Raw genomic sequence first — 20,698 nt, 5'->3', positions numbered from 1 at the left:
ATTTCCCTATAGTAGGCTACTAAATTAATTATATAACAGCTTAACTGACAAATCCCTTATCCTCACTAAAATAATTCAAACAAACGATTGATTGAATTATCATCTTCATGGCATTACTGACTTATATCGCTAAACAAACGCTTGTTTGAATTCAACAAATTGAAGAATCATCCGATTAATACAGATTTTTAAAAATCGGGATTTTTTTATTCTATTATAATATGTCTATTTTCATTTCTACCTTTTTTATTAATAGCTAATGTTCATAAATTTCTAAAGTTAAATCATCTGGATCTTTAAAAAGGGTAAACTTCTTTCCTGTTATTTCATCAATACGTATATCTTCTACCCGGATATCTTTTGATGTTAACTCCTTCACCGATTCTTCGATATCATCTACTTCAAAAGCTAAATGTCGAAGACCCGCTGCCTCAGGATAGCTTGGTCTTTTTGGAGGATTCATAAAAGAGAACAACTCAATCTGATAGGTATCCCCAACTGATAAATCTAGCTTGTACGATGCACGATCCGCACGGAACGTTTCGTTTAATACCGTAAACCCCAACTTATTTACATAAAAGTCTTTGGACTTCTCGTAATCCGAACAAATAATTGCTACATGATGAATATGGTTAATCTTCATAGCGAACCTCCTATTTTTCTATTAATGGTATCTTCAAAAAATCCTATTTATCTATTATTCAGTAATACTATGACTCTTTTAATCTAACACATCGTTTAACGATTTTAAAAATACAATCTTAGTGCTCTCTTTAACAATACGATAAAAAATGAAATACCGACAATGCATAACTTGAGCTAAATAACTTACGGTAAGCTGTCGGACCACTAATATCCCCACCATTTACTATATTAAGTTATTAAATTAATTGTATAACAGTTCAATTCATAACATCCTTCATCTCACCCAATTGATTCAAACAAACGTTTAATTGAATTTGTAAAGCCACGTCATCATTGCACAAGTTTTGTTTGAAATCGTTGTTCGTTATCTCAACATCAATTTTTTATCCCTTCAACTTCCATCACTCAGTCTATAAGGACTCTAACGTGTCTCTTCATGGATATCACGTATATCCACAAAAAAATCCTCAACTTCCTGTGGAAATACATTAACCCTATTTGATTGAAACTGTATCTAACCAACTGTTACGACAATTTATTTGGAACCAGACCAAGTAATTCCTTTTTTAAAATTAAATTAAAGGATTGTTACATCATGTACGAAATTAACGGACTAACATATTTTATCAGTAAAGGAGGGTAAACAATGTACCAGATTACACGAGATTATATACGTATGGGAAATTCTCGTTCAGGGCAAAAGATTTCAAAGGTGCGTTTTATTGTAAGTCATGACACTGGTAATCCTGGGTCAACTGCTTATCAAAATTGGAACTATTTTAATAAACAACAACCAAGCGCAAGTGCCCATGCCTTCATTGATGATAAAGTTATTTTAGAAATTATACCGTTGAATGAAAAAGCATGGCATGTCCAATACAATAAACCGGCGGATAATCGACTTTTTGGTGCTGATGCAAATGATACAGCAATAGGTGTTGAATTATGTTGGGGCGGTAGTATTAATTTTCAAGAAGCCTACAAGCGCTATGTTTGGTACCACGCTTATCTTTGTAAGACATTTAATTTGCAACCTAGAACACATATTGTCTCACATAAAACATTGGATCCTGAGAGAAGAAGTGACCCTGATAATGCATTAAAAAGATATGGAATCACATGGTCTCAGTTTATTAATGACGTTGAAAAAGAATTTATCGGTAAAAAGGAGGAAAATGCCTTGTTAGAAAGACCTTCTAATGCAGATGTTAAAATCGTTGAAAACAGTGAGTATGTCGGTAAAAGATTAACTGTAAAAAATGATGGTCTTTGGTTCTATGATACTCCTCGTTGGGATATTATGAGCGGTACAAGTGATAAAGGACACTCATTTGTAATTACGGAAGAATTAATCGTAGATGGCAGAAGAATGGTAAAATGTCATGACGGCAAATACCGCACTGCAGACCCTAACTTTGTGGATATTAGTCCAAAGCCTTTAGATTGGCCATACAGTGTACATGTAGAAAACGTCACTCATAAAGAAGCACAGGATATCGTAAACTTGTTAAAAGCACGCTACAAAAATGCGAATGTGTACGGTGCACCTAAGTAAACGAATAAATCAATTACAAATGGAAAAATTAAACACCAAGGATTTTTCCATTTGTAGTCCATATCTTTTCGCAGACAGGGGCACTTTTTGTGATTGATACAAACCTTTTAAGTTTTGCCTCATGATTAACAAGGATGATCCTTGTATCTTAAGGAGATAGATCATTTTTCCCCATTAGGTATTTCATTCAAAAAACAAAAACCAGCCCATTCATCCCGTAATTGAAGAAATGCATGTTCTTGACTTAAAAATATAAGGTTCTTAAAATCCGTTGTCATTTTAAAGTACTTTAAGCATTTATTTCTCCTTCACACTATGGTTTTTGAGCAACTTTATCCTATTCTATATTGCTGTTTTGATAAATTTCCCCCACTTCCTAAATTCCCAACAATCGTTGGGTAAAGTCAATATAATTCCCCTCTATCGTTAATTCATCTTTTTCCTTTTCTAGTATTTACTAATGCTAGAGGTGATTTTCTTGGAACGAGTTGGTCATAGGATTCGAGAATTACGAAATGAACGAAATTGGAGTCAAGAAAGACTTGCGAATGAAGCAGATATCTCAGCGAACTATCTAAGCGAGGTAGAAAATGGAGCAAGGCAAGGAGTATCTATGGAAACGTATAGAAAGATTGCAGACGGCTTAGATGTTCCCCTTTGGCAGCTTTTACTAGATAATGAGATCTCAGAAATTTTGGATTCTATCATTCTTTTGCTTGCGGACAGACCCCGCGATATACAAGAGACTGCTTTGGAATTAATAGAAGTCCATCTTAAAGGCATTGATCGTCTACAATCCAAAAAAGAAAGCTGATAATACCATTTCACTCTTAACCTCTATTAAACCAATAGCCAACACACAAACTATGACCTATTAACTCAGTACATTCTAAATCCCCCGCTACACCACCACAAAAAAGGAGCGAACACATGAAAACAATTCAACCGTTTTATGAAGTGAACCCCCAAACAATGGCAATCCTTCCTGCACGAGAAATCGAGTACTCAGCGATTGTAAAAGAAATTCACCAAATCATCTATGCCCGGCAAACACCATTACAAATCATCAAAGCTGCCTGCCTAGAAGGCGGCGCCACCTATGAGGGCAGACGCAAAGCCGTCACCCACTTAACCGGTGCAGTGCAAAAGGTCCCTATTCCGATTAACCCTCGAAGAAAAATCTTCGCATTTCCCACTCACTCACCTACTGCGTTTGAGTGCAATTGGATTTTCCACCATCACATAAAAACAATCAAACCTTCCGGAAAAACAAATCCAACAACCCAATCGATTATCCTATTTAAAAATAATCAAGAACTACCTTTGAACGAATCACCCTACATCATACAAAAGCAATACACACGTACAGGCATGTGCATTCTACAGTACTCAACACCGGAATTCATGCAAGCGCATTCAACGCTAAGCATGTAATTTCAGGGGGCAGTTGACTGTCCCTCCAACCCCAAAATAACTCAAAAAGGATGAACAGACTTGAATGGAAATTTATTAATTGAAGAAAGACCTCTACTTATTATCCCCTCACTAGCTAAACTGATTGGTTTACATGAGAGCATTATTTTGCAGCAAATTCACTATTGGTTGAAACGTACAAATCATATTCAATTAGACCGAAAATGGGTGTATTTCACTTACGATGACTTTACCGAGCAGTTCCCTTTCTTCTCAAAAAGCACGATTCGAAGACTGATTTCAAATTTGGAAAACAAAGGTCTTCTCTCTTCTAATCATTTCAACCGGTTAAAAATCGATCGGACGAAATGGTACACCATCAATTACGAAAACATCGAAAACTTAAAAACAATTGACCCTACTCAAGCAGACGGCGAAATTCTACCACCTGTCCAAAATGAACAAACGATGTGTTCAAATCAGACAGATGAACTGCTCAATCTGGACAGCCCCTGTGTTCACAATGAGCAGACGAGCTGCTCACATTGGACAGAGGATGTGCTCAACTTGAACACACCATTACTAGAGAGTACTTCAGAGAGTACTACAAAGAATACTTCAGAGACTTCTTTTTCTTCAAAAGAGACCCACGAAAAAGAAGACCCATTCCGATTCTTCGAGCAAAACGGATTTGGAACAATTGTAGGCTTTATCGCTGACAAAATCAAAGCATGGTGTACAGATTTATCAGACGATCTCGTTATTGAGGCTATGAAGCTAGCTGTAGAAAATTCATCAAAGCGTTGGAGCTATGTTGAAGCGATATTAAGAGATTGGGTGGATAAAGGGTATCAAACTTTAGATGATGTCCATGCAGCACGTCTTGCGTATAAAAATCAAATGAACCACTCACCTATGAAAAAGCCTACTAGACAGGAATACATTCCAGAATGGTTTCAAAAGCGTGAGCAGAACCACGAATCTACACATGACACTGCCTTTAAAAAGGATAAAGGAATTGTTGAAGATCAAATAAAAAAGCGTACGGAACAGGGAGCCACTGCTTCACAGGAACCAGCACACAAATCCTGCTTTGAAGAGAAAAAAAGATTGTTTGAGGAGCGTTTAAAGAAGTTTTAGATGAGTGCCAGAAACCAATGCGGAACAATGTACCTTTTCTTTACACCCACTATTCTAAAATACTAATTTAACGCGGTTCGCCACTATAACAGCGGTTTTGGTTTACCCAAAAAGTCATCCAATCAAACGTTTGTTTGAAATAAAATTTTGGGATTAGTACAGATAAAAGTAAATGAATAGTACACCACTATTCATTTAACCTTTAATCAGGAGTGGAACGATGGCTTGTGTCCCTAATATGGTACGTCCCCCTGTAAGTTATGGTCTTTTGTGTAATAATTAATTTCAGTAAATGATAAGCAGTTATTTGGGATTACGTCAGCAATCTTGAAAATGCGCAACGACAGTACCTGCCTATACGAAACACCTTGGCGAGTATCAGGTCAACTCCGCGTTATTAATAACAATAAAGGGGCTGTCTAAAAAGTCCCAAAAATAGTAAAGCAGCGAGAGAAAAATGTTATGTTTTTCTCTCGCTGCTTTTTTGATGGATTTTGATTATTGAAAGTAGCCAGGCGGATGCCTGCTACTTTCAATAGATTGTGTGCTAATGCCACAATCCCAAACTCGACATGAACCTTATCGAGCCCCCGCAGAGAAAATCTGCGGAACGACCGATTGCCCTTGATGTGACCGAACACACTTTCTACCTCAATTTTACGTTGAGAATAGATAGTTGCTTTCTCCTCACATTCAAGGGCTGTTTTTGCCTTTGCTTTCATTTCTTCAAATATTGTGTTCCAATGAACCTGGCGATTACCTTTTGCTTTTGTACATTGTTGTCTTAATGGGCAATCTGTACAATCTTCGCATTCATATATTTTGTAACTTTGTTCATAACCCGATGAGTTCTTTTTTGTTAGATACTTTTTAAACAAAACCTTTCGGTTATTCGGGCAAATGAACATGTCATCCTGTTCGTTGTAAACCCAGTTCTTCGCGTTACTAATATCGTTTTTGTATTTGCGAGTTTGTTCCTTCATATAGCTTCCGTAAGGAATGAGGAACTCAAAACGAGGTTCTTTACCTTCACCAATGGCGTATAAATAGTTTTCTTCACTTCCATAACCCGCATCGGCAATAACTACTTTAGGCATTGGTAAAGACGAGGAAGCTAGTCTCTCCAAATGTTCCTTAAAGCAACGTGTATCTGTTGGGCGCTGATGGATGGAATAGTACAAAATAAATTGATTCTCTGTTGCCATTTGAACATTATAACAGGGTTTTAGTTGACCATTTTTCATATGATCCTCTTTGGTTCTCATGAATGTTGCATCTTTGTCGGTTTTAGAATAGCTATTACGATTACCAAATGTATTGTTCTGTTCTTTGTATTTTGCTAGACGTGGTATGAAATCCTTACGGATTAACTTTAAAGGCTTTGTGAATAAGCTCCGTTTTTGTCTAATTTCTTTTTTAACTTCTGCATTTGTTTCGTTCTTTAGTTCCTCAGACAATACTTCTACTTTTTCTTCAAGAGTTTCTGCTATTTCCTCAAGCTTAAAAGTAAGGTTTTCTGAATTCTGAGTATTGTTTTGTACATCATCAGAAGCCTCTAACTCGGTCATCATTTCTATGTGGCGTAGGGTTTCTTGAATTTTTCCTCTTAACGTCTCCTCAAATTTGGTTGTAGCCTTTTTCCATACGAAAGAATACTTATTGGCATTGGCTTCGATCTTTGTCCCATCCAAAAAATAGTTTTCCATTGTTATGTATCCATCTTTTATGAGGTTTAAAATCATAGCTTCGAATAGCTCGTTCATTAATGATTTCATTCGTTGTCCGCGAAAATCATTTAATGTACGGAAATCTGGTTTTTGCATCGCGGCTAACCACATAGCTGGAATATTTTCTTCTAACATTTTTTCTATTCCACGACATGAATATGTTTTTTGGGAATATCCATACAAAATGACTTTAAGCATCATTTTTGGATGAAATGAACTTCTGCCCCCTCCCTTATAATGGGAGAACAACTTTTCATCAGGAATAGCTTCAACCATTTCGTCAATTACTCGTGCCACGTGATGATCTGGAATCAGTTCTTGAATATCAGGAATGAAGGTAATTTGTTGATTATTGTATGGAATGAATGTGGGACGGAGTTCTCTCTTAGGTGAAACGCAAGTTTCTTCTTGGATATTTAGTGGAAGGGTAGTTTGTTCCGTGTTATAATTTAATTCAGTAGTCATTTGATTACTCATAAAAATCGTCCTTTCGAAAGTTGTTGGTTTGGTCACTTACAATTTTACTTGAAAAGACGATTTTTTTGTGTACTTTTTTAAGAATTGTGTAAAAATTACTGTTTTAAATCTAGTTGATTGAAGCGGAAGGTACGAGACTCCTGCGGGAAAAGCGTGGCCAGGAGAGACCCCGCAGGAGCTTGCGACGAGGAGGCTCTCGGACCGCCCGCGGAAAGCGAGTAGCTGCAGCGGAAATCAACACCATGTTTTAACCTGAAAATAATATAAAAGAAGGAGGCTGTCCTCAAAAGTCACTTTTCAATGACTTTTCGGACAGCCCCTTAGAAGTATCGATTATAGATGTTGATTTACTAAAGTTTCTTTCTCAACCATTTTCTCAAGACTTTCTTGGATTTCGCCCATTAAATTACAAGATATGTTAGTCTACAAATTTATAAAGTAATTTTATTTTTTGTTAGCGATGACAGTTTAATAGGCAGACCCACTTCATTTGACTTATTTGACGCCAATGTTGCAGCAAGGGTTTTTGCTCCGTCTTCATAATCTGATAAAATAAGATCAGATTCACCCTTCATTACAGCTTCAATAAATCTTCTATCCTGTTCTTGATAGAAGTCCACCTTTGATTTATAGATGATGGAAGTATCTTTTTCAACAATGGTTAATGTTGTCCCATCTATCTCTAGGCGGAAATCCTTTCCTAATATTTCTATACCTGATCGATGGTCGCTCTGGGTAATGGATGAATCTAAATGTCCCACTGTACCAGATGTAAATGTCATATTTACTGAAGAAACATCAGGGATGTCGATATTTGGAATATCAGATAGAACCTGCAAGCTCATATTCGCATAGACACTTTCGATATCACCCGCTACATAGCGCATTAAATCTAATATATGGGTAGACTGCTCTACGAGTTGACCGCCTGATTTACTCATGTCTCGATACCATGGGGTTTGAACAAATGAAGTAATGTAATATCCCCTTACCATAGCGATTTTCTTATCTTTTAAATATTCTTTCGCCTTAGCAACTGTATCCAAATAACGTAAACAATAGCCCACCGCACAAATAACACCGGAATCTTTTATTACTTTCTCTTTCCTTTTTACCGTTTCTAAATCAAGGCCTAATGGTTTTTCTACTAAAAGATGAATTCCACGTGATGCGATTCTTTCTTCCATATCCCCATGAGCAAATGGAGGCACACATATAAAGATCGCATCCAGCGTTTCATTTTCCAGCATGACATCTAAATCGGTGTAAACGGATGCATTGTACTGTAATCCCTTTTTCCTCGCATTTTCCTCCACGATGTCACAGACAGCAACAATTTCAGCATGACTGTTTTGTGAAATATTCTCTAAATGTACACCGGCGATTCCGCCAACACCAACGAATCCTACTTTTACTTTACTCATCCATTCAGCTCCTTTCGTTTTTCACTTTAGAACGACTCGCTAAAATGACGTCCAGATGACGAGCTATATCAATCGGCAATTGCGAAGGGTTAATAGCATATGGGTTGAGCTCGGCTGTAAGCGTATCATGATAGCCAATCTCTTCAAGCGCCTCGACAACGGCTGGCCAATTTACATCACCTGCTAAAAGAGGGACAAATCCAGTAATATTTCCAACCGATGTACTAAAATCCTTCACATGAACTTTGCTAATGCGGTTTCCAAGAATCCGAATCCATTGTTCGGGAAAGCCAAACTGAAGGACATTCCCTACATCAAAATAGGCTTTTGCATAATCAGAGTCTAATTCATCAATATAGCGTGCCATTTCAAGTGGTGACATTAAAAATTTATTCCAAACGTTCTCAATCCCAATGGAAACCTGATATTTTTCTGCTTCAACAAGTAGTTCTTTTAGTTCTTGTTGGCTTCGGTTGTAACACTCTTCATACGATACGTCTTCGGTGACCATACCTGGAACAACCAATACCGTATCAATCCCCATGGCATTCGCCAATTCCAATTGCTTTAGGATGATTGCCTTTGCCTGTTCTCTAACATTTGCGTCAGGCGAAGATAAGGGACTTTGCCATAACAACCCGGTAGAAATACTTCGCAATTGGATTCCATAGGATGCGGCCAGTCTAACAATGGCTTCCGCTTCTTGAGGAGTTGTCTTCATTGTTAAGCCAACTCCCCCAGCTTCATATACATTCAATTCAACTGCATCAAATCCCGCTTCTTTACTGATTTTAAATACAGCTTCCAATGATGTTCCTTCAGGGTAGCACCATTGATTAATTCCTTTTAGCATTCAACATCCCCCTTATTAATCCGTAAAAAGTCTAACCTCTAACCCTTTGCTCCTTTTCTACTACACCAGCAAACTTGTTAACCTAGTTTAACAGGCTGCTTTTTTTCAGAGGATTCATATGCTGCTAAGGCAACTTCAAGAGCTTTCAGCCCATCAAATCCTGTAATGGATGGTGCTTTACCGATTGAAACACTATTTAAAAAGTCCTTCACTAATTCAAAATCCATATTATCGCCCCAGTAATTCCAGCTAACCTCATCTTGAGAATAGAGATCCGTTTTTTGTGCAAAGGCATCCACTTTAAGTGTTCCTTCACTTCCCACAATTTCTAATGTGACGTCTCCCCATGTCGGGTATTTTTCATTGCGGGACCAGCTGCAATCTAAAGTCGTAAATACATCGTTCTCAAACTCAATAGAAAGGATTCCACAGTCATCAATTGGGCCTGAAGTGATGGTATTGTCAATTTCTGCATATACTTCCCTGACCTCTGTGCCCATGACCCATCTCATAATGTCCACTACATGCACTGTATGGTCAATAACCGCGCCTCCACCTGATTGCTCCTTGTCGATAAACCACCCACCAGGATTTGTGCCGCGATTTGTTCCTTTGATTGCAAAAATTTGCCCAAGTTCCCCATTTTCAACGATTTGTTTAGCCCGTGTAATCGCTGTGTTAAACCGCACTGGAAAAGCAGTTTGCAAAATAACATCATGTTGCTTACACACTTCGATCATCTCTTTTGCATCTTCCACAGTAGTTGCTATAGGTTTTTCACATAAAATATGCTTTCCAGCCTTTGCTGCTGCCACTACATGTTCACGGTGATTGCTATTCTCAGAAGTGATAATCACCGCATCAAGGTCCTGTTGCAGCAATTCTTCATAATCTCTAAAGTATTTTGTCTGATATCTCTCAGCCCCATTTTTTCCCCGAGTTTGATCATTATCCGCTATTCCTACGATTTCGACCCCTTCTATGTCCTTTAATGCATGAGCATATCCGTTCGCATGTGGATGAGCAAAACTAATAATTCCTACCTTCATCGGATTTGCGCCTCCTCTTTTTGATTTTCCCCCAAGACAACTTCTCTACCAGATTCAATTGATTCAAGGGCACTTATGGCAATTTCCAGTGCCTTATAAGCGTCTTCAGCTAATACAATAGGTTGACTACCTGTCTCAATGCAATTGATGAAATGTTGTAACTCAGTAAAATAAGGACTGTGCTTTAACGGACTTTCAGGAACCGCAACTCCTCCACCTAAAGTACCTTTGTTTCTGCCCTCGAATACAACAGGCACAGACTTTGAACTGTCATGTTCAATGATTCCTTTTTCACCCGCAAATTCGAATTTTGTTGTGAAACCTTGATGTGCCCACGTTCCTTCTACATGTGCGATTACACCACTTTTAAAGCGTATGATGATTAGAGAGTAATCCAAGTGCTTTTTGTCGCCATCTTTTATGCTTTTGGCATAAACGCGATCCACTTCTCCAAAACACCATCTTAAGAAGTCAAAGTCGTGGATAACCATATCTAACACTAGACCGCCACTGCTTTTATAATCCGCATACCAATCATCAGATGCTTTAGGAAAACCTCCCCCTCTTGATGTTCGAACAACCGATACCTTACCGACTTTTCCTTCTTCAATCATCTTTTTAGCCTGTACGTACTCAGGAAAGAATCGAACAACGTGACCAACGAAAAGGTTTACATTTTTATCGCGACAATATTGAATTACTTCTCGAGCATCCTGAAGGTTTCTAGCTAGAGGTTTTTCACAAATAACATGAATCCCAAGATCTGCTGCTTTTATTGCATAAGGCTTATGGAAAGGGGTTGGCACACAAATAGAAACGATATCGACTTTTTCTAAAACCTCTATTGCCTCTTCAAATGTTTGGAAAGCTTTTGTTTCTAATCTTTCCGAAAGATCCTTCGCTTTTTGAAGATTTTTATCGACGATCCCTGCAAGCACAACATTTCCCATTTTTTTAAAGGACTCACCGTGCACATTGCCCATGGTGCCGGCTCCGATTAATAGAACGTTTAACAACTGTCATCTCTCCCTTTTATTTAATTAGTAGTGCTGCATTCTGAGTACTTTCTTTAAAAAACAACCCTGTTGCACCCATCACACATGCATCATTTCCAAGATGAGATATATCAATTTTTGCTTTATCTACCATACTGGCAATTCCATGTTTCTGAACGGTTCTTTGAAGGGCAGGCAGTATGAATTTTGCTCCATTCATGACCCCACCACCAAGAATCACAACTTCTGTATTTAACAGATGAATGAGATTGATAATTCCTAATCCCAGATATTCCCCAACTTCTTCAAGCAAATCGATTGAAAAAAAATCGCCCATTTCAGCTGCGTTACAAACATCGACAGCGGTTATCACACCAGCATTAGCTGAAAGATAATGGCTTACGGCACCATTTTTGATTCGTTCATGAGCTATCTTCGCAATGGCTGTTCCAGATGTATAGTTTTCTATACACCCTTTATTGCCACATGGACAAAGAGGACCATCAAAATTAATAGAAATGTGCCCGAATTCCCCTGCACTGTCTGACAATCCGGTTAAAAGTTTATCGTTGCTTATGATTCCTGCTCCTATACCTGTGCTGACAGTGATATAAATGAGATTCTGTTTTCCTTTACCAGCGCCCCACATCCACTCACCAACTGCAGCTGCATTGGCATCATTGTATAACTGGACAGGAAGACCTAGTTTATTCTCTAGAAAAAGTCCGATTGGAAAATTGGATAAACCTAGATTACTAGCAAAGAGGATCTCTTTCTTTTTCGAATCAATAACACCCGCAGTTGCAATTCCAATTCCTTTTATTCTCGTTTTCTCGATACTTGCTTCCTTTATAAGAGCATTAAGTGTGGTAAGAAGGAAATCACCAAATTGTTCCTTTCCCTTCTTAGTATCCGTCTGACATTTGGAAAGAACTTCTCCATTCTGTGACACCAGCGCGGCTAGTATTTTTGTCCCTCCAATATCAAGACCAATAGCTAAATCTTCTGTTCGTTCCATTTAATTACTCCCTATACATTCATTTTATAAAACACTCTGCTACTTTCTAACACCACTTAACGAAATTCCCGCAATTAGGTGTCTTTGTAAAAGAATAAATAAAATAATCATCGGGATTGTTGACAACAAAGCACCAGCCATCAATAAAGGGTAATTAGTAGAATACTGCCCTTGGAAAGAGGCAATGCCTATTGACAGAACTCTCATATTTTCCGAGTTGGTCATAATTAATGGCCATAGAAAATCATTCCATGAAGCAAGTGCTGTAAAGATTCCGAGAGCTATCAAGGCTGGAGTGGCATTTGGCAAAAGAACTCGCCAATAAATTCCCCACCATGAACAGCCATCTATAATCGCTGCTTCATCCAATTCCTTTGGAATTCCCATGAAAAACTGACGTAATAAAAAGACACCAAATGCGCTGAAAATTCCAGGGACGATTAATGCGTAAAATGTATCAATCCATCCTAATTTTGTTAAAATCGCATAGTTTGGAATTAGGATAACTTGTGGTGGAACCATTAAAACGGACAAAATCACAATGAAAATGACATTTTTAAACGGAAATTTCATTCGTGCGAAAGCAAATGCCGCTAACGAACACAGGAACAACTGGGAAAGAGTTCGACCGGCCGTCACAATAATTGTGTTGATATAGTACTTTAGAAAATCAACACTCTCGAATACCTTTGAATAATTTTCAGGATGCCATACTTTTGGAATCAGATCGGGTGGTACCTGCATGGAATCACCATAGGATTTAAATGAAGTCGAAATCATCCATAAAAACGGCAGAATCATGATGAATGCTCCAATAATCAGCAACACATGAATGAACAGTTTATTTCCTTTCAAAGAAATCCCCCCTGTCTATGAGTCGTAATGAACCCACTTCTTCTGAAAGACAAATTGTACAATGGTAATCGCCAAGATTGCGATAAACAACAGAAATGCCTGGGCAGAGGCAATACCCATTTGTGAGTATTTAAATCCTGATTCATATACTCCAAACACAATGGTTCTTAGTGGATCTAAGAGTGCATTGTTATCGCCAATCATGACAAATATTAAATCAAACATCTGTAAGGAGCTGATCATGGATGTGATAAATACGAAAAACAATGTTGGTGTAATTAAAGGCAATGTAATGTTAAAAAATTGTCTTACTTTAGAAGCACCATCTATTTGGGCTGCTTCATAATAGGATGTGGAAACTCCCTGAAGTCCTGCAAGCAACAGGATGACATTATTCCCGACTGTCATCCACACATAAACAAGAATTACTGAAAAGAGTGCAATGTTTGGATTAAACAACCAAGAGGGTTGAGGCAAATGGAATATACCTAAAATGTAATTAATTAATCCGTAATCTGTGTTATATAGCCATTTCCATACCATTCCAACTGCAACTGGCATCGTCACAACCGGCAGGAAATATAATGTTCGATATACCACCATACCCTTGATTTTTTGGTTTAGCAAAAGGGAAACAAAAGTCGCAATGACCACTGAAATAGGTACTGACACAACTGTAAAAACAACTGTATTAATGATGGAGCGCTGAAATGTCGGGTCCGCTAATAAGAAGGTTAGATTTTCAAGTCCTACATATACTGGTGTTGAAATACCATCCCAGCTTGTAAAAGATAACCCAAAAGACGCAATGGCAGGCAGTAAATAAAATACAAGAAGTCCTAAAAAGGTTGGAGCAATGAATAATAAAGCAATGATGGCTTCTTTATCCAGCTTTTTCTTTTTTCGCTCCACAACAACGATATTTTGCTTTTTCTTTTCAACAGTTGGTGAAAAGGTGCCCAAAATCATCTCTCCTTTCAATCGTCAAACAGGCTAGAGATACGGCCTGTTTGACCCATGCATTAAGGCCAATCTTTTACTTCGATTGTTCCTTCTCAAGAATTTCATCCATCTTTTCACCAATCGTTTTCAATGCTTCATCGATCGATTTTTGTCCCAAAAAGGCTCCTTGAATCTCCTTCATCTCCACATCTTGCCATTCGGAAGTGTTCTTAGAGATTGGGTAAGCAACCCCATATTCCTGTGCATCAAGGAACACTTTCAAATCTAATGACGGAATGGACTTAAGCCAAATGTCACTTATCGCTTTATCAGCAGGAATCGAAAAACCTGTTTCGGCAATAACCTTATTTCCTTCTTCACCTGATAGCGCTTTAATTAAATCCCAAGCCATTTTGTCATTTTGAGTTTTGTCGTTCATCGCCCAACCAATACCGTGGACAATTGAAGCTTTTTGTTTCCCTTTCGGAAGGGGTGCAACACCCAGATTATCACCAATTACCTCTTTAAATTCTCCTGCACTAACAGATATCGCAGGAAGCATGGCTACTTTCTCGGATAGGAATAATTGTTTTCCTTCTGTCTCCATAACGGTTTGAGCAGATGGCGAGATTCCCTTGTCAATTAACTTCTCAATAAATGTAAATGCTTCTTTTGATTCTGGAGTGTCGAATCCAGACTTTGTTTTATCATCGCTTATGATAAAACCGCCTGCTTGATGAATCAGGTTATAGTAAACTGATTGGCTTGCTTTGATATCCATGGAATATCCATAAACACCATTTTCTTTATCAGTAAGCTGCTCTCCAACTTTTTCAATATCGTCCCATGTCCATGAGTCATCTGGATAAGGTATTCCCGCTTCATCGAAGAACTTTTTATTATAATAGAGCCCGACCGAGTCAATAAAATACGGAGCCGCATGCAATTTCCCTTCATATGAATATAAATCAACAACAGCAGGGAAATAATTATCCTTTTTATACTCGCCATCTTCTTGGATATACGGTTCTAAATCTTTAATAAAACCGGAAGAAGCGTATTGATAAAAATTGGGACCGTTCATCCAAAATACATCTGGCCCTTTCCCACCGCCAATACTTGTTTTCAGTTTCGTCCAATAATCTTCCCAAGGCGTATAGGTAACATTGACTTTAATATCAGGGTGCTGCTTATTGAATGCTTCAATGGACTTATCTACTGCCGGACTAGCATTTTTATCCCATAATGCAACTTCAAGTGTCTTTTTTTCTTTCCCACTGCTTTGCGAATTACTGCAAGCCGACATGGTGACAACTATCAAAATCAGAAATAAACAACCGAGAAATTTTAACTTTTTCATTTTTTCCCCCACCAATCATTTTTAATTTATGAACCCATAAAATATGATCAAATAAAACGATTTCTGTTTATTCTAGAAGCTTAGTAACGCAATCAAATCACGAAACGGATTGAGTTCCTATCACCTCCTAAAGTAGATATTTTAGTCATCAAATGGCAAATTGATATTTTTCTTGTAAAATAACAGCTGCTGCTCCCAACATTTCAAATTCTGCTCCGAGGGAGGTTGGCTGAATATTTACCTCTTCTCTCAAAATGGGAATTACATGTTTCGATACTTTTTCTTTTAATAAATCTATGAAAATAGGATTCCCCTGAACGATCTCCCCACTTAGAATAATTACTTCTGGGCTTAGAAGTTGAATAAGATTAATGATACTCGTAGATAGGTGTGATACAATTTCTTCAACAATTTGATAGCATACACCATCACCTTCGTTTAGGGCTTCTACAAATACAGCAGGGGTAATGCTTTTAAAATCCCCCTTAATCAGGTTCCGAATGGAAGTTTCTTTTCCTTGGGTCATTACCGCTGATACAATTTTCGAGTAAATTGCTGGCCAATTCACATAGTTTTCCAAACATCCTTCATTTCCACATTCACACTTCAAGCCTCCCTTAACAACCGAGGTATGGCCGAGTTCTCCCGCACTTCCTTTATTTCCCCTAATGATTTGTCCGTTGAACATGATTCCTGATCCAACACCATCACCTATTGTGATATAAACCAAATCTTTATATTTCATAAAGGAACCAAAGTAGTTCTCCGCCAGCACGTAAGCGTTTGTATCATTGTCTATAAAGGTTGGCAGGCCAAATTGGTTTTCTACGATTTGTTTTAAAGGGACATCAAAAAGTTTAAGTTTTGTATTATAGGAGATAACTCCATTTTTTGCATCTACAATTCCTGGTGTAATAATTGAGATTCCTTCACACAATCGAAGATTTTCCTTTGACTCCAAAAACTCCTTAAGCATTTTTAATAGGAGGTCGATGATATCCTGACCTTGACAAAGGTTTGTAGGATAACTTTCCTTTTTTACAATGGCACCTTCCAAATTCATCTCTGAGATTTTGATAGATGAATTTGTAATCGAAACTCCAATGATATACCTTGAGTTTGGATTAAACCTAATGAGAACAGGTTTCCTCCCTCCCTTAGAAAAACCAACACCATCTTCACGGACATATCCTTCATTAATTAGATCGGATACTGCTGTAGTAACAGTTGTCGGACTTATGTTGATCATTTTTGCGATGTCGCTTCGTGAAATGGGTCCTTGTTTCCGAATCGTGTCCAGAATAATGGACCTATTAAGTTCCTGCATAAGCTTTAAATCACCTGTCCTGCGCATTATCCCAAACACCTCATTTTCTATTAAACTTACATATTTCAGTGACTTTATTAAGTTGGTGCTATTTTTGTTCCGATAACGCTGTATTTGCTGATAAGTAGTAAATTTGCTAGTTACTTTTTCCAATGTCTTTATTAAGTATAATAAACGGAATTTTCTAATATGTAAACCCTTTCATTTAGTTTTTTTATTTTTTTCTAAAAATAGTAAAAAAACTAAATGAATGATCAAACATATCAATAACCCTAAAATGGATGGATAGAGATAAAGATAAATTCGCTTGTTAAAGATAGTGTATTTTCACTTAATAGACCTTTCTAAGGTATTGTATTATGAATAACCCCTTCTCAAAATATGAGATGGAATTATTTTTTTATTTCCTTAACAATCTTAAACTTAATGATTAATTGGTATCCGAATGTAGATTCGTGTCGTAAGTGCTAGAAAAAGCAAATCAGGATTTTTGGAATTTAATAATAGTTGATATGAATATTCTTAGAATGTACTATTAACAATAGGTTAATAGTGTTAATCTATGTTATCATTCAGAGTTTTTTGGAATGAACAATATGAAATATTATAGGAGAGTCCTAGAATGAAAAAGAAAATGAACTATTTAATCTTACTTTTAATGGTCATTTTTATGTTTGGTTGCACCAACGTAGAAGATGCATCCATTACAGATGTAGAAACAGAGCCACAAGAAGTAACCACAGTTAATACAGAAGAAAATTCCGAAAAAGAAGAAGTTATCACTACGGTTGTTGACGAACCAGTAGTAGAGGAAACACCAAGCCAACCAAATAATGAATTGTTCTCAGGATACAAACTTATTGAAGTTGATGGTGGTGATTTGTCTGGATATCGTGAACCTAACGTCGTCGTTGACATTGGCTATGGGGACCGTGAATATTGGGCATTTACTAATGAATACGGGCAACTAGTACGTGTCATTGCTGACGAAATCATTCTACAGGATGACAATAACGAACCTGTATTATCGTCTGGCAGATACTATTCTGATGAGGCAAAAGTTCCTGGTGTCGAAAGTGACGTTTTAGATGAAGGACATATCATTGCTGATTCTCTCGGAGGGGTATCGAATGCTTATAATATTACCCCGCAAGAGAGTACGCTCAACCGACATGGTGACCAGGCTTATATGGAAGATGCGATCCGTAGGGCAGGTGGAGCTACTAACTTTGAAGCAATTATCACATATCCGAATACAGAAACACAGATTCCTTCAATTTATAAGTACACCTATACTTTAATGGGTAATGTGATCGTTGATACATTTGACAATTTAAACCCTGATGAAGTAAACGCGTCACTCGGTTTAACAGGCAGCAAACCTTCTAATTCAACCAGTTCAAACACAAGTTCAACTAATCCAAATACAAACGGTGATATTTCTAGTATTGATACAAACGGTAATGGACAAGTGACGATTAAAGAAGCAAAAGCAGCAGGTTTTAGTATGCCAATAACGAGTGAACATTGGTTATACCCCTATATGGACGATCGTGATAACGATGGTATGGTGGGTGAGTAAGTCCCTCACAACGGGGGAGGTGAGGCCCCGGTTTTGAAAACATATAGCAGAGGATATGTATTACCTCCTGCGTTCAAACTGAAAACATGAAGTTGACAGGCAATTAGAGTATAAAAAGAATTAGATAGGATAATAAGCCATTAGAATGGAACTCCGTTCTAGTGGGTCCCATCCCGCATGTCATGGCTCATTCAGCCGCAAACAATGGATGAAAACTCCGCATAACTGGCTCAATCTATACGCAATACTCATAACTACTCTATTCATAGGATGATAACTTTTTTATCATCTTTGCCTCATGAAGGTTCCGATGAATGTTACGACTAACTTCAAGTAAATATTGATCTGTATCGATAGTCACTGCTCCATATCTAGCTTGAAAAACATGACCATCATAATGATATTTCTTATTAAAATAAATGGCATACCTGGAGTGCATTTCTTTCATGATCAATTTAATATGGAAATTTGTAGTTTGAATTTGAAGATGAATATGGTTGGTCCTCCAGCAATAGGAATGAAGTGTAAAATGATACATGGAGTGTACAAACGCGAGGATTTCTATATAGATAAAGTAATCATCAAGATGATAAAATAGTGAAGATCTTCGGTTACCCTTGCAGTGATATTATACTTAGTACCTGGAAAACCAAATTCTGTGCACTCAATGTCATTCAAGTACTCCTTCTTTTAACCTATTTCCGTTTCCGAATTCAATTTATCAAATAGTACCGTCAATTAAAAAGGCAAGCAATGTAGATTAAAGAGGTGCCTGTAAAAATACAAACACCCCATATTAATTAACACTTTAAACTTTTTTTCTTGGCGGTGGTCTGGTCATGAAGTTCATTCTGATATGGATCAGGTCTCGATTTTAGAATAATAATTATTCTACGGTACAAGTCGGCAATTAGTGGGGAAGTTTAGCTTTACTATTAGCTTTTCCCCCCAGAGGGGGCAGCATTATATCCTATTTTTGACTTCTTATAAAGAGTAAAATTAGGAAATTTAAGAATAATTATATATATAAAAAGTAGTTTAATTCCCTTAAGAAAAACACTTAACATTGTATTAGTCCATTCAGACTGAACTAAACCTGGAACCGTAGTTATCACAAATGAATAAAAAACTAATAAGGCTATAGTTTTTAAATTTATCTTTTCACTCGATAATTTACTAGTTATTCTTTTATACAATAGGTATACCCAAAACATAACTGCCATAAAAATTGCTATCCCCGCTAAAGTTCCGAAAGTACGACCAAAATTAATAACACCTTCGCCAATAATACCTGGAGCTAAATTACTATATCCTCCCCATGCATTTCCTGTATATATTTTTGTAAACACTAAACCACCAGTATCTGGCTTATTAGGCCAAATTTTCCTAGGTATTAAATTAGTAACAGGTGTAAGGAAAGTAAAACCATATTGTAATTCGTATAAAGGTGAACTACTTGAATAGATAAGTTCTAAGGGGGTTATGCCATACTCAAAGTGTTCTAAACTAAAAAGCTCATCATTATTCGTAATACCTGAGCTAAATCCTTCATCAGTTAATTTATATCCATTTCTTGCAATTCCCAAAACTGAAGCAACTAAGATTAATACAATTGCAATTGTGGCAATGGCTTTAATTGAAATTTTTGACCTTAAATAATTATAAACTATAACCATTAATACTATATTACTTAATAATCCCCCTCTAGATCCGGATAGGAAGCCAATTGTTAATAACACAATAAAATGTAACAGGTATTTAAGCCAATCAAACTTTTTTGGTTTACTATAGCAAATCATCAATGAAAAATAAAAGATATTTAAAATGCTGAATAAATTAATCATTTCAAGAACTATACCCATGCCTTGCCATTCAACAACTCTTAGTCCTAGTTTATTAATATATCCCTGTAATCCCCCCATATAGTAAATAAGATATAACTGTGCTCCTATAGGTATAATTGATAAAAACCAAATTATTCTAAAAGCTCTTCTCATATTAAACTTATTTAAATAAGAAAAATTTCGCTTATCAACTTTATTATACTTAATATCATTATTAATTGGCTCAAAGATTATGAGTATAAATCCAATAATTAGAAATAGTAGATAGACAAAATAAATAGATACAGAGTAAGGTTTATAAAATATTGCTGCAAAATATAAACCGATATTGAATAGGTAATACTTAGCAGGGGAGAGTATATCCCTATTTTTTATATATGAAATGATTGCGAGAAAAAACCAAATAATAAATAATGAAAAACCAACCAAATATATTTCCACCTCCATTTTATAAAAATTATTATCACCACTGTTTTTTTATTAGAACTAATA

Annotated in this window: 17 protein-coding genes and 1 pseudogene; 5 read left to right on the top strand and 13 right to left on the bottom strand. The window is 36.8% G+C overall.

Annotated elements, in window-relative coordinates:
- Positions 1-256: 256 nt before the first annotated feature.
- Positions 257-643, bottom strand: coding sequence for an SMU1112c/YaeR family gloxylase I-like metalloprotein (gene gloA2, locus ABC371_RS07600; RefSeq protein WP_412896236.1), 387 nt, complete (start codon positions 641-643; stop codon positions 257-259).
- Positions 644-1,291: 648 nt separating this feature from the next.
- Between gloA2 and ABC371_RS07595 the strand changes: the two are divergent.
- The 4 genes and pseudogenes from ABC371_RS07595 to ABC371_RS07580 all read left to right on the top strand — a co-directional run.
- Positions 1,292-1,804: pseudogene (locus ABC371_RS07595) on the top strand (peptidoglycan recognition protein family protein); the annotation flags it as partial.
- Between the two features lie 874 nt (positions 1,805-2,678).
- Entirely contained in the window at positions 2,679-3,014 is a 336-nt protein-coding gene (locus ABC371_RS07590) for a helix-turn-helix domain-containing protein (RefSeq protein ID WP_412896235.1), read from the top strand.
- Positions 3,015-3,130: 116 nt separating this feature from the next.
- Positions 3,131-3,634, top strand: coding sequence for a competence protein ComK (locus ABC371_RS07585; protein WP_412896234.1), 504 nt, complete (start codon positions 3,131-3,133; stop codon positions 3,632-3,634).
- 60 nt (positions 3,635-3,694) lie between these two features.
- Positions 3,695-4,753: a DnaD domain-containing protein gene (locus ABC371_RS07580; protein WP_412896233.1), complete on the top strand. Its 1,059-nt coding sequence runs from the start codon at positions 3,695-3,697 to the stop codon at positions 4,751-4,753.
- 419 nt (positions 4,754-5,172) lie between these two features.
- On the opposite strand, the gene ABC371_RS07575 is transcribed toward ABC371_RS07580, so the two are convergent.
- The 10 genes from ABC371_RS07575 to ABC371_RS07530 form a co-directional block, all read right to left on the bottom strand.
- Positions 5,173-6,957: an IS1182 family transposase gene (locus ABC371_RS07575; RefSeq protein ID WP_412896157.1), complete on the bottom strand. Its 1,785-nt coding sequence runs from the start codon at positions 6,955-6,957 to the stop codon at positions 5,173-5,175.
- Positions 6,958-7,388: 431 nt separating this feature from the next.
- Positions 7,389-8,381, bottom strand: coding sequence for a Gfo/Idh/MocA family protein (locus ABC371_RS07570; RefSeq protein WP_412896232.1), 993 nt, complete (start codon positions 8,379-8,381; stop codon positions 7,389-7,391).
- A 4-nt stretch (positions 8,382-8,385) separates the two neighbouring features.
- Positions 8,386-9,234, bottom strand: coding sequence for a sugar phosphate isomerase/epimerase family protein (locus ABC371_RS07565; protein WP_412896231.1), 849 nt, complete (start codon positions 9,232-9,234; stop codon positions 8,386-8,388).
- A gap of 77 nt (positions 9,235-9,311) precedes the next feature.
- Positions 9,312-10,283: a Gfo/Idh/MocA family protein gene (locus ABC371_RS07560; protein WP_412896230.1), complete on the bottom strand. Its 972-nt coding sequence runs from the start codon at positions 10,281-10,283 to the stop codon at positions 9,312-9,314.
- Complete coding sequence (locus ABC371_RS07555; protein WP_412896229.1) at positions 10,280-11,299, bottom strand: Gfo/Idh/MocA family protein; 1,020 nt, start codon at positions 11,297-11,299, stop codon at positions 10,280-10,282. Before ABC371_RS07555 ends, ABC371_RS07560 begins: the two co-directional genes overlap by 4 nt.
- Positions 11,300-11,315: 16 nt before the next feature.
- A complete protein-coding gene (locus tag ABC371_RS07550; protein WP_412896228.1) occupies positions 11,316-12,296 on the bottom strand; it encodes an ROK family protein in 981 nt (326 codons plus the stop codon).
- Positions 12,297-12,335: 39 nt separating this feature from the next.
- The gene (locus tag ABC371_RS07545) at positions 12,336-13,097 is read right to left on the bottom strand and encodes a carbohydrate ABC transporter permease (RefSeq protein ID WP_083849144.1); all 762 of its coding nucleotides are present in this window, start codon (positions 13,095-13,097) and stop codon (positions 12,336-12,338) included.
- 69 nt (positions 13,098-13,166) lie between these two features.
- Positions 13,167-14,114, bottom strand: a complete 948-nt coding sequence (locus ABC371_RS07540) for a carbohydrate ABC transporter permease (RefSeq protein WP_412896227.1) — start codon at positions 14,112-14,114, stop codon at positions 13,167-13,169.
- Between the two features lie 73 nt (positions 14,115-14,187).
- Positions 14,188-15,453 (bottom strand): ABC transporter substrate-binding protein, encoded by a 1,266-nt coding sequence (locus ABC371_RS07535; protein ID WP_412896226.1) that lies wholly within the window; start codon positions 15,451-15,453, stop codon positions 14,188-14,190.
- Between the two features lie 148 nt (positions 15,454-15,601).
- Positions 15,602-16,807: an ROK family transcriptional regulator gene (locus ABC371_RS07530; protein WP_412896225.1), complete on the bottom strand. Its 1,206-nt coding sequence runs from the start codon at positions 16,805-16,807 to the stop codon at positions 15,602-15,604.
- Positions 16,808-17,402: 595 nt separating this feature from the next.
- Between ABC371_RS07530 and ABC371_RS07525 the strand changes: the two genes are divergently transcribed.
- A complete protein-coding gene (locus ABC371_RS07525; RefSeq protein ID WP_412896224.1) occupies positions 17,403-18,362 on the top strand; it encodes a DNA/RNA non-specific endonuclease in 960 nt (319 codons plus the stop codon).
- Positions 18,363-18,621: 259 nt separating this feature from the next.
- Here the strand turns inward: ABC371_RS07525 and ABC371_RS07520 are convergent, their stop codons facing one another.
- Together ABC371_RS07520 and ABC371_RS07515 are read right to left on the bottom strand one after the other, a co-directional pair.
- Entirely contained in the window at positions 18,622-18,933 is a 312-nt protein-coding gene (locus ABC371_RS07520) for a transposase (protein WP_412899295.1), read from the bottom strand.
- Between the two features lie 364 nt (positions 18,934-19,297).
- Positions 19,298-20,635 (bottom strand): O-antigen polymerase, encoded by a 1,338-nt coding sequence (locus tag ABC371_RS07515; RefSeq protein ID WP_412896223.1) that lies wholly within the window; start codon positions 20,633-20,635, stop codon positions 19,298-19,300.
- Between the last annotated feature and the right edge of the window lie 63 nt (positions 20,636-20,698).

The sequence above is a fragment of the Bacillus jepli genome, from assembly GCF_047238305.1.
Taxonomy (GTDB): domain Bacteria; phylum Bacillota; class Bacilli; order Bacillales; family Bacillaceae_L; genus Ferdinandcohnia.
Note: the sequence above shows the minus strand (reverse complement) of the source record. Positions and strands in the feature narration are given on the sequence as shown.

What these genes read in the sequence shown, in the direction of transcription:
- gloA2 (WP_412896236.1), bottom strand. Translation starts at nt 643, where the DNA reads ATGAAGATTAACCATATTCATCATGTAGCAATTATTTGTTCGGATTAC.
- ABC371_RS07585 (WP_412896234.1), top strand. Translation starts at nt 3,131, where the DNA reads ATGAAAACAATTCAACCGTTTTATGAAGTGAACCCCCAAACAATGGCA.
- ABC371_RS07575 (WP_412896157.1), bottom strand. Translation starts at nt 6,957, where the DNA reads ATGAGTAATCAAATGACTACTGAATTAAATTATAACACGGAACAAACT.
- ABC371_RS07570 (WP_412896232.1), bottom strand. Translation starts at nt 8,381, where the DNA reads ATGAGTAAAGTAAAAGTAGGATTCGTTGGTGTTGGCGGAATCGCCGGT.
- ABC371_RS07565 (WP_412896231.1), bottom strand. Translation starts at nt 9,234, where the DNA reads ATGCTAAAAGGAATTAATCAATGGTGCTACCCTGAAGGAACATCATTG.
- ABC371_RS07560 (WP_412896230.1), bottom strand. Translation starts at nt 10,283, where the DNA reads ATGAAGGTAGGAATTATTAGTTTTGCTCATCCACATGCGAACGGATAT.
- ABC371_RS07550 (WP_412896228.1), bottom strand. Translation starts at nt 12,296, where the DNA reads ATGGAACGAACAGAAGATTTAGCTATTGGTCTTGATATTGGAGGGACA.
- ABC371_RS07545 (WP_083849144.1), bottom strand. Translation starts at nt 13,097, where the DNA reads ATGATTCTGCCGTTTTTATGGATGATTTCGACTTCATTTAAATCCTAT.
- ABC371_RS07535 (WP_412896226.1), bottom strand. Translation starts at nt 15,453, where the DNA reads ATGAAAAAGTTAAAATTTCTCGGTTGTTTATTTCTGATTTTGATAGTT.
- ABC371_RS07530 (WP_412896225.1), bottom strand. Translation starts at nt 16,807, where the DNA reads ATGCGCAGGACAGGTGATTTAAAGCTTATGCAGGAACTTAATAGGTCC.
- ABC371_RS07525 (WP_412896224.1), top strand. Translation starts at nt 17,403, where the DNA reads ATGAAAAAGAAAATGAACTATTTAATCTTACTTTTAATGGTCATTTTT.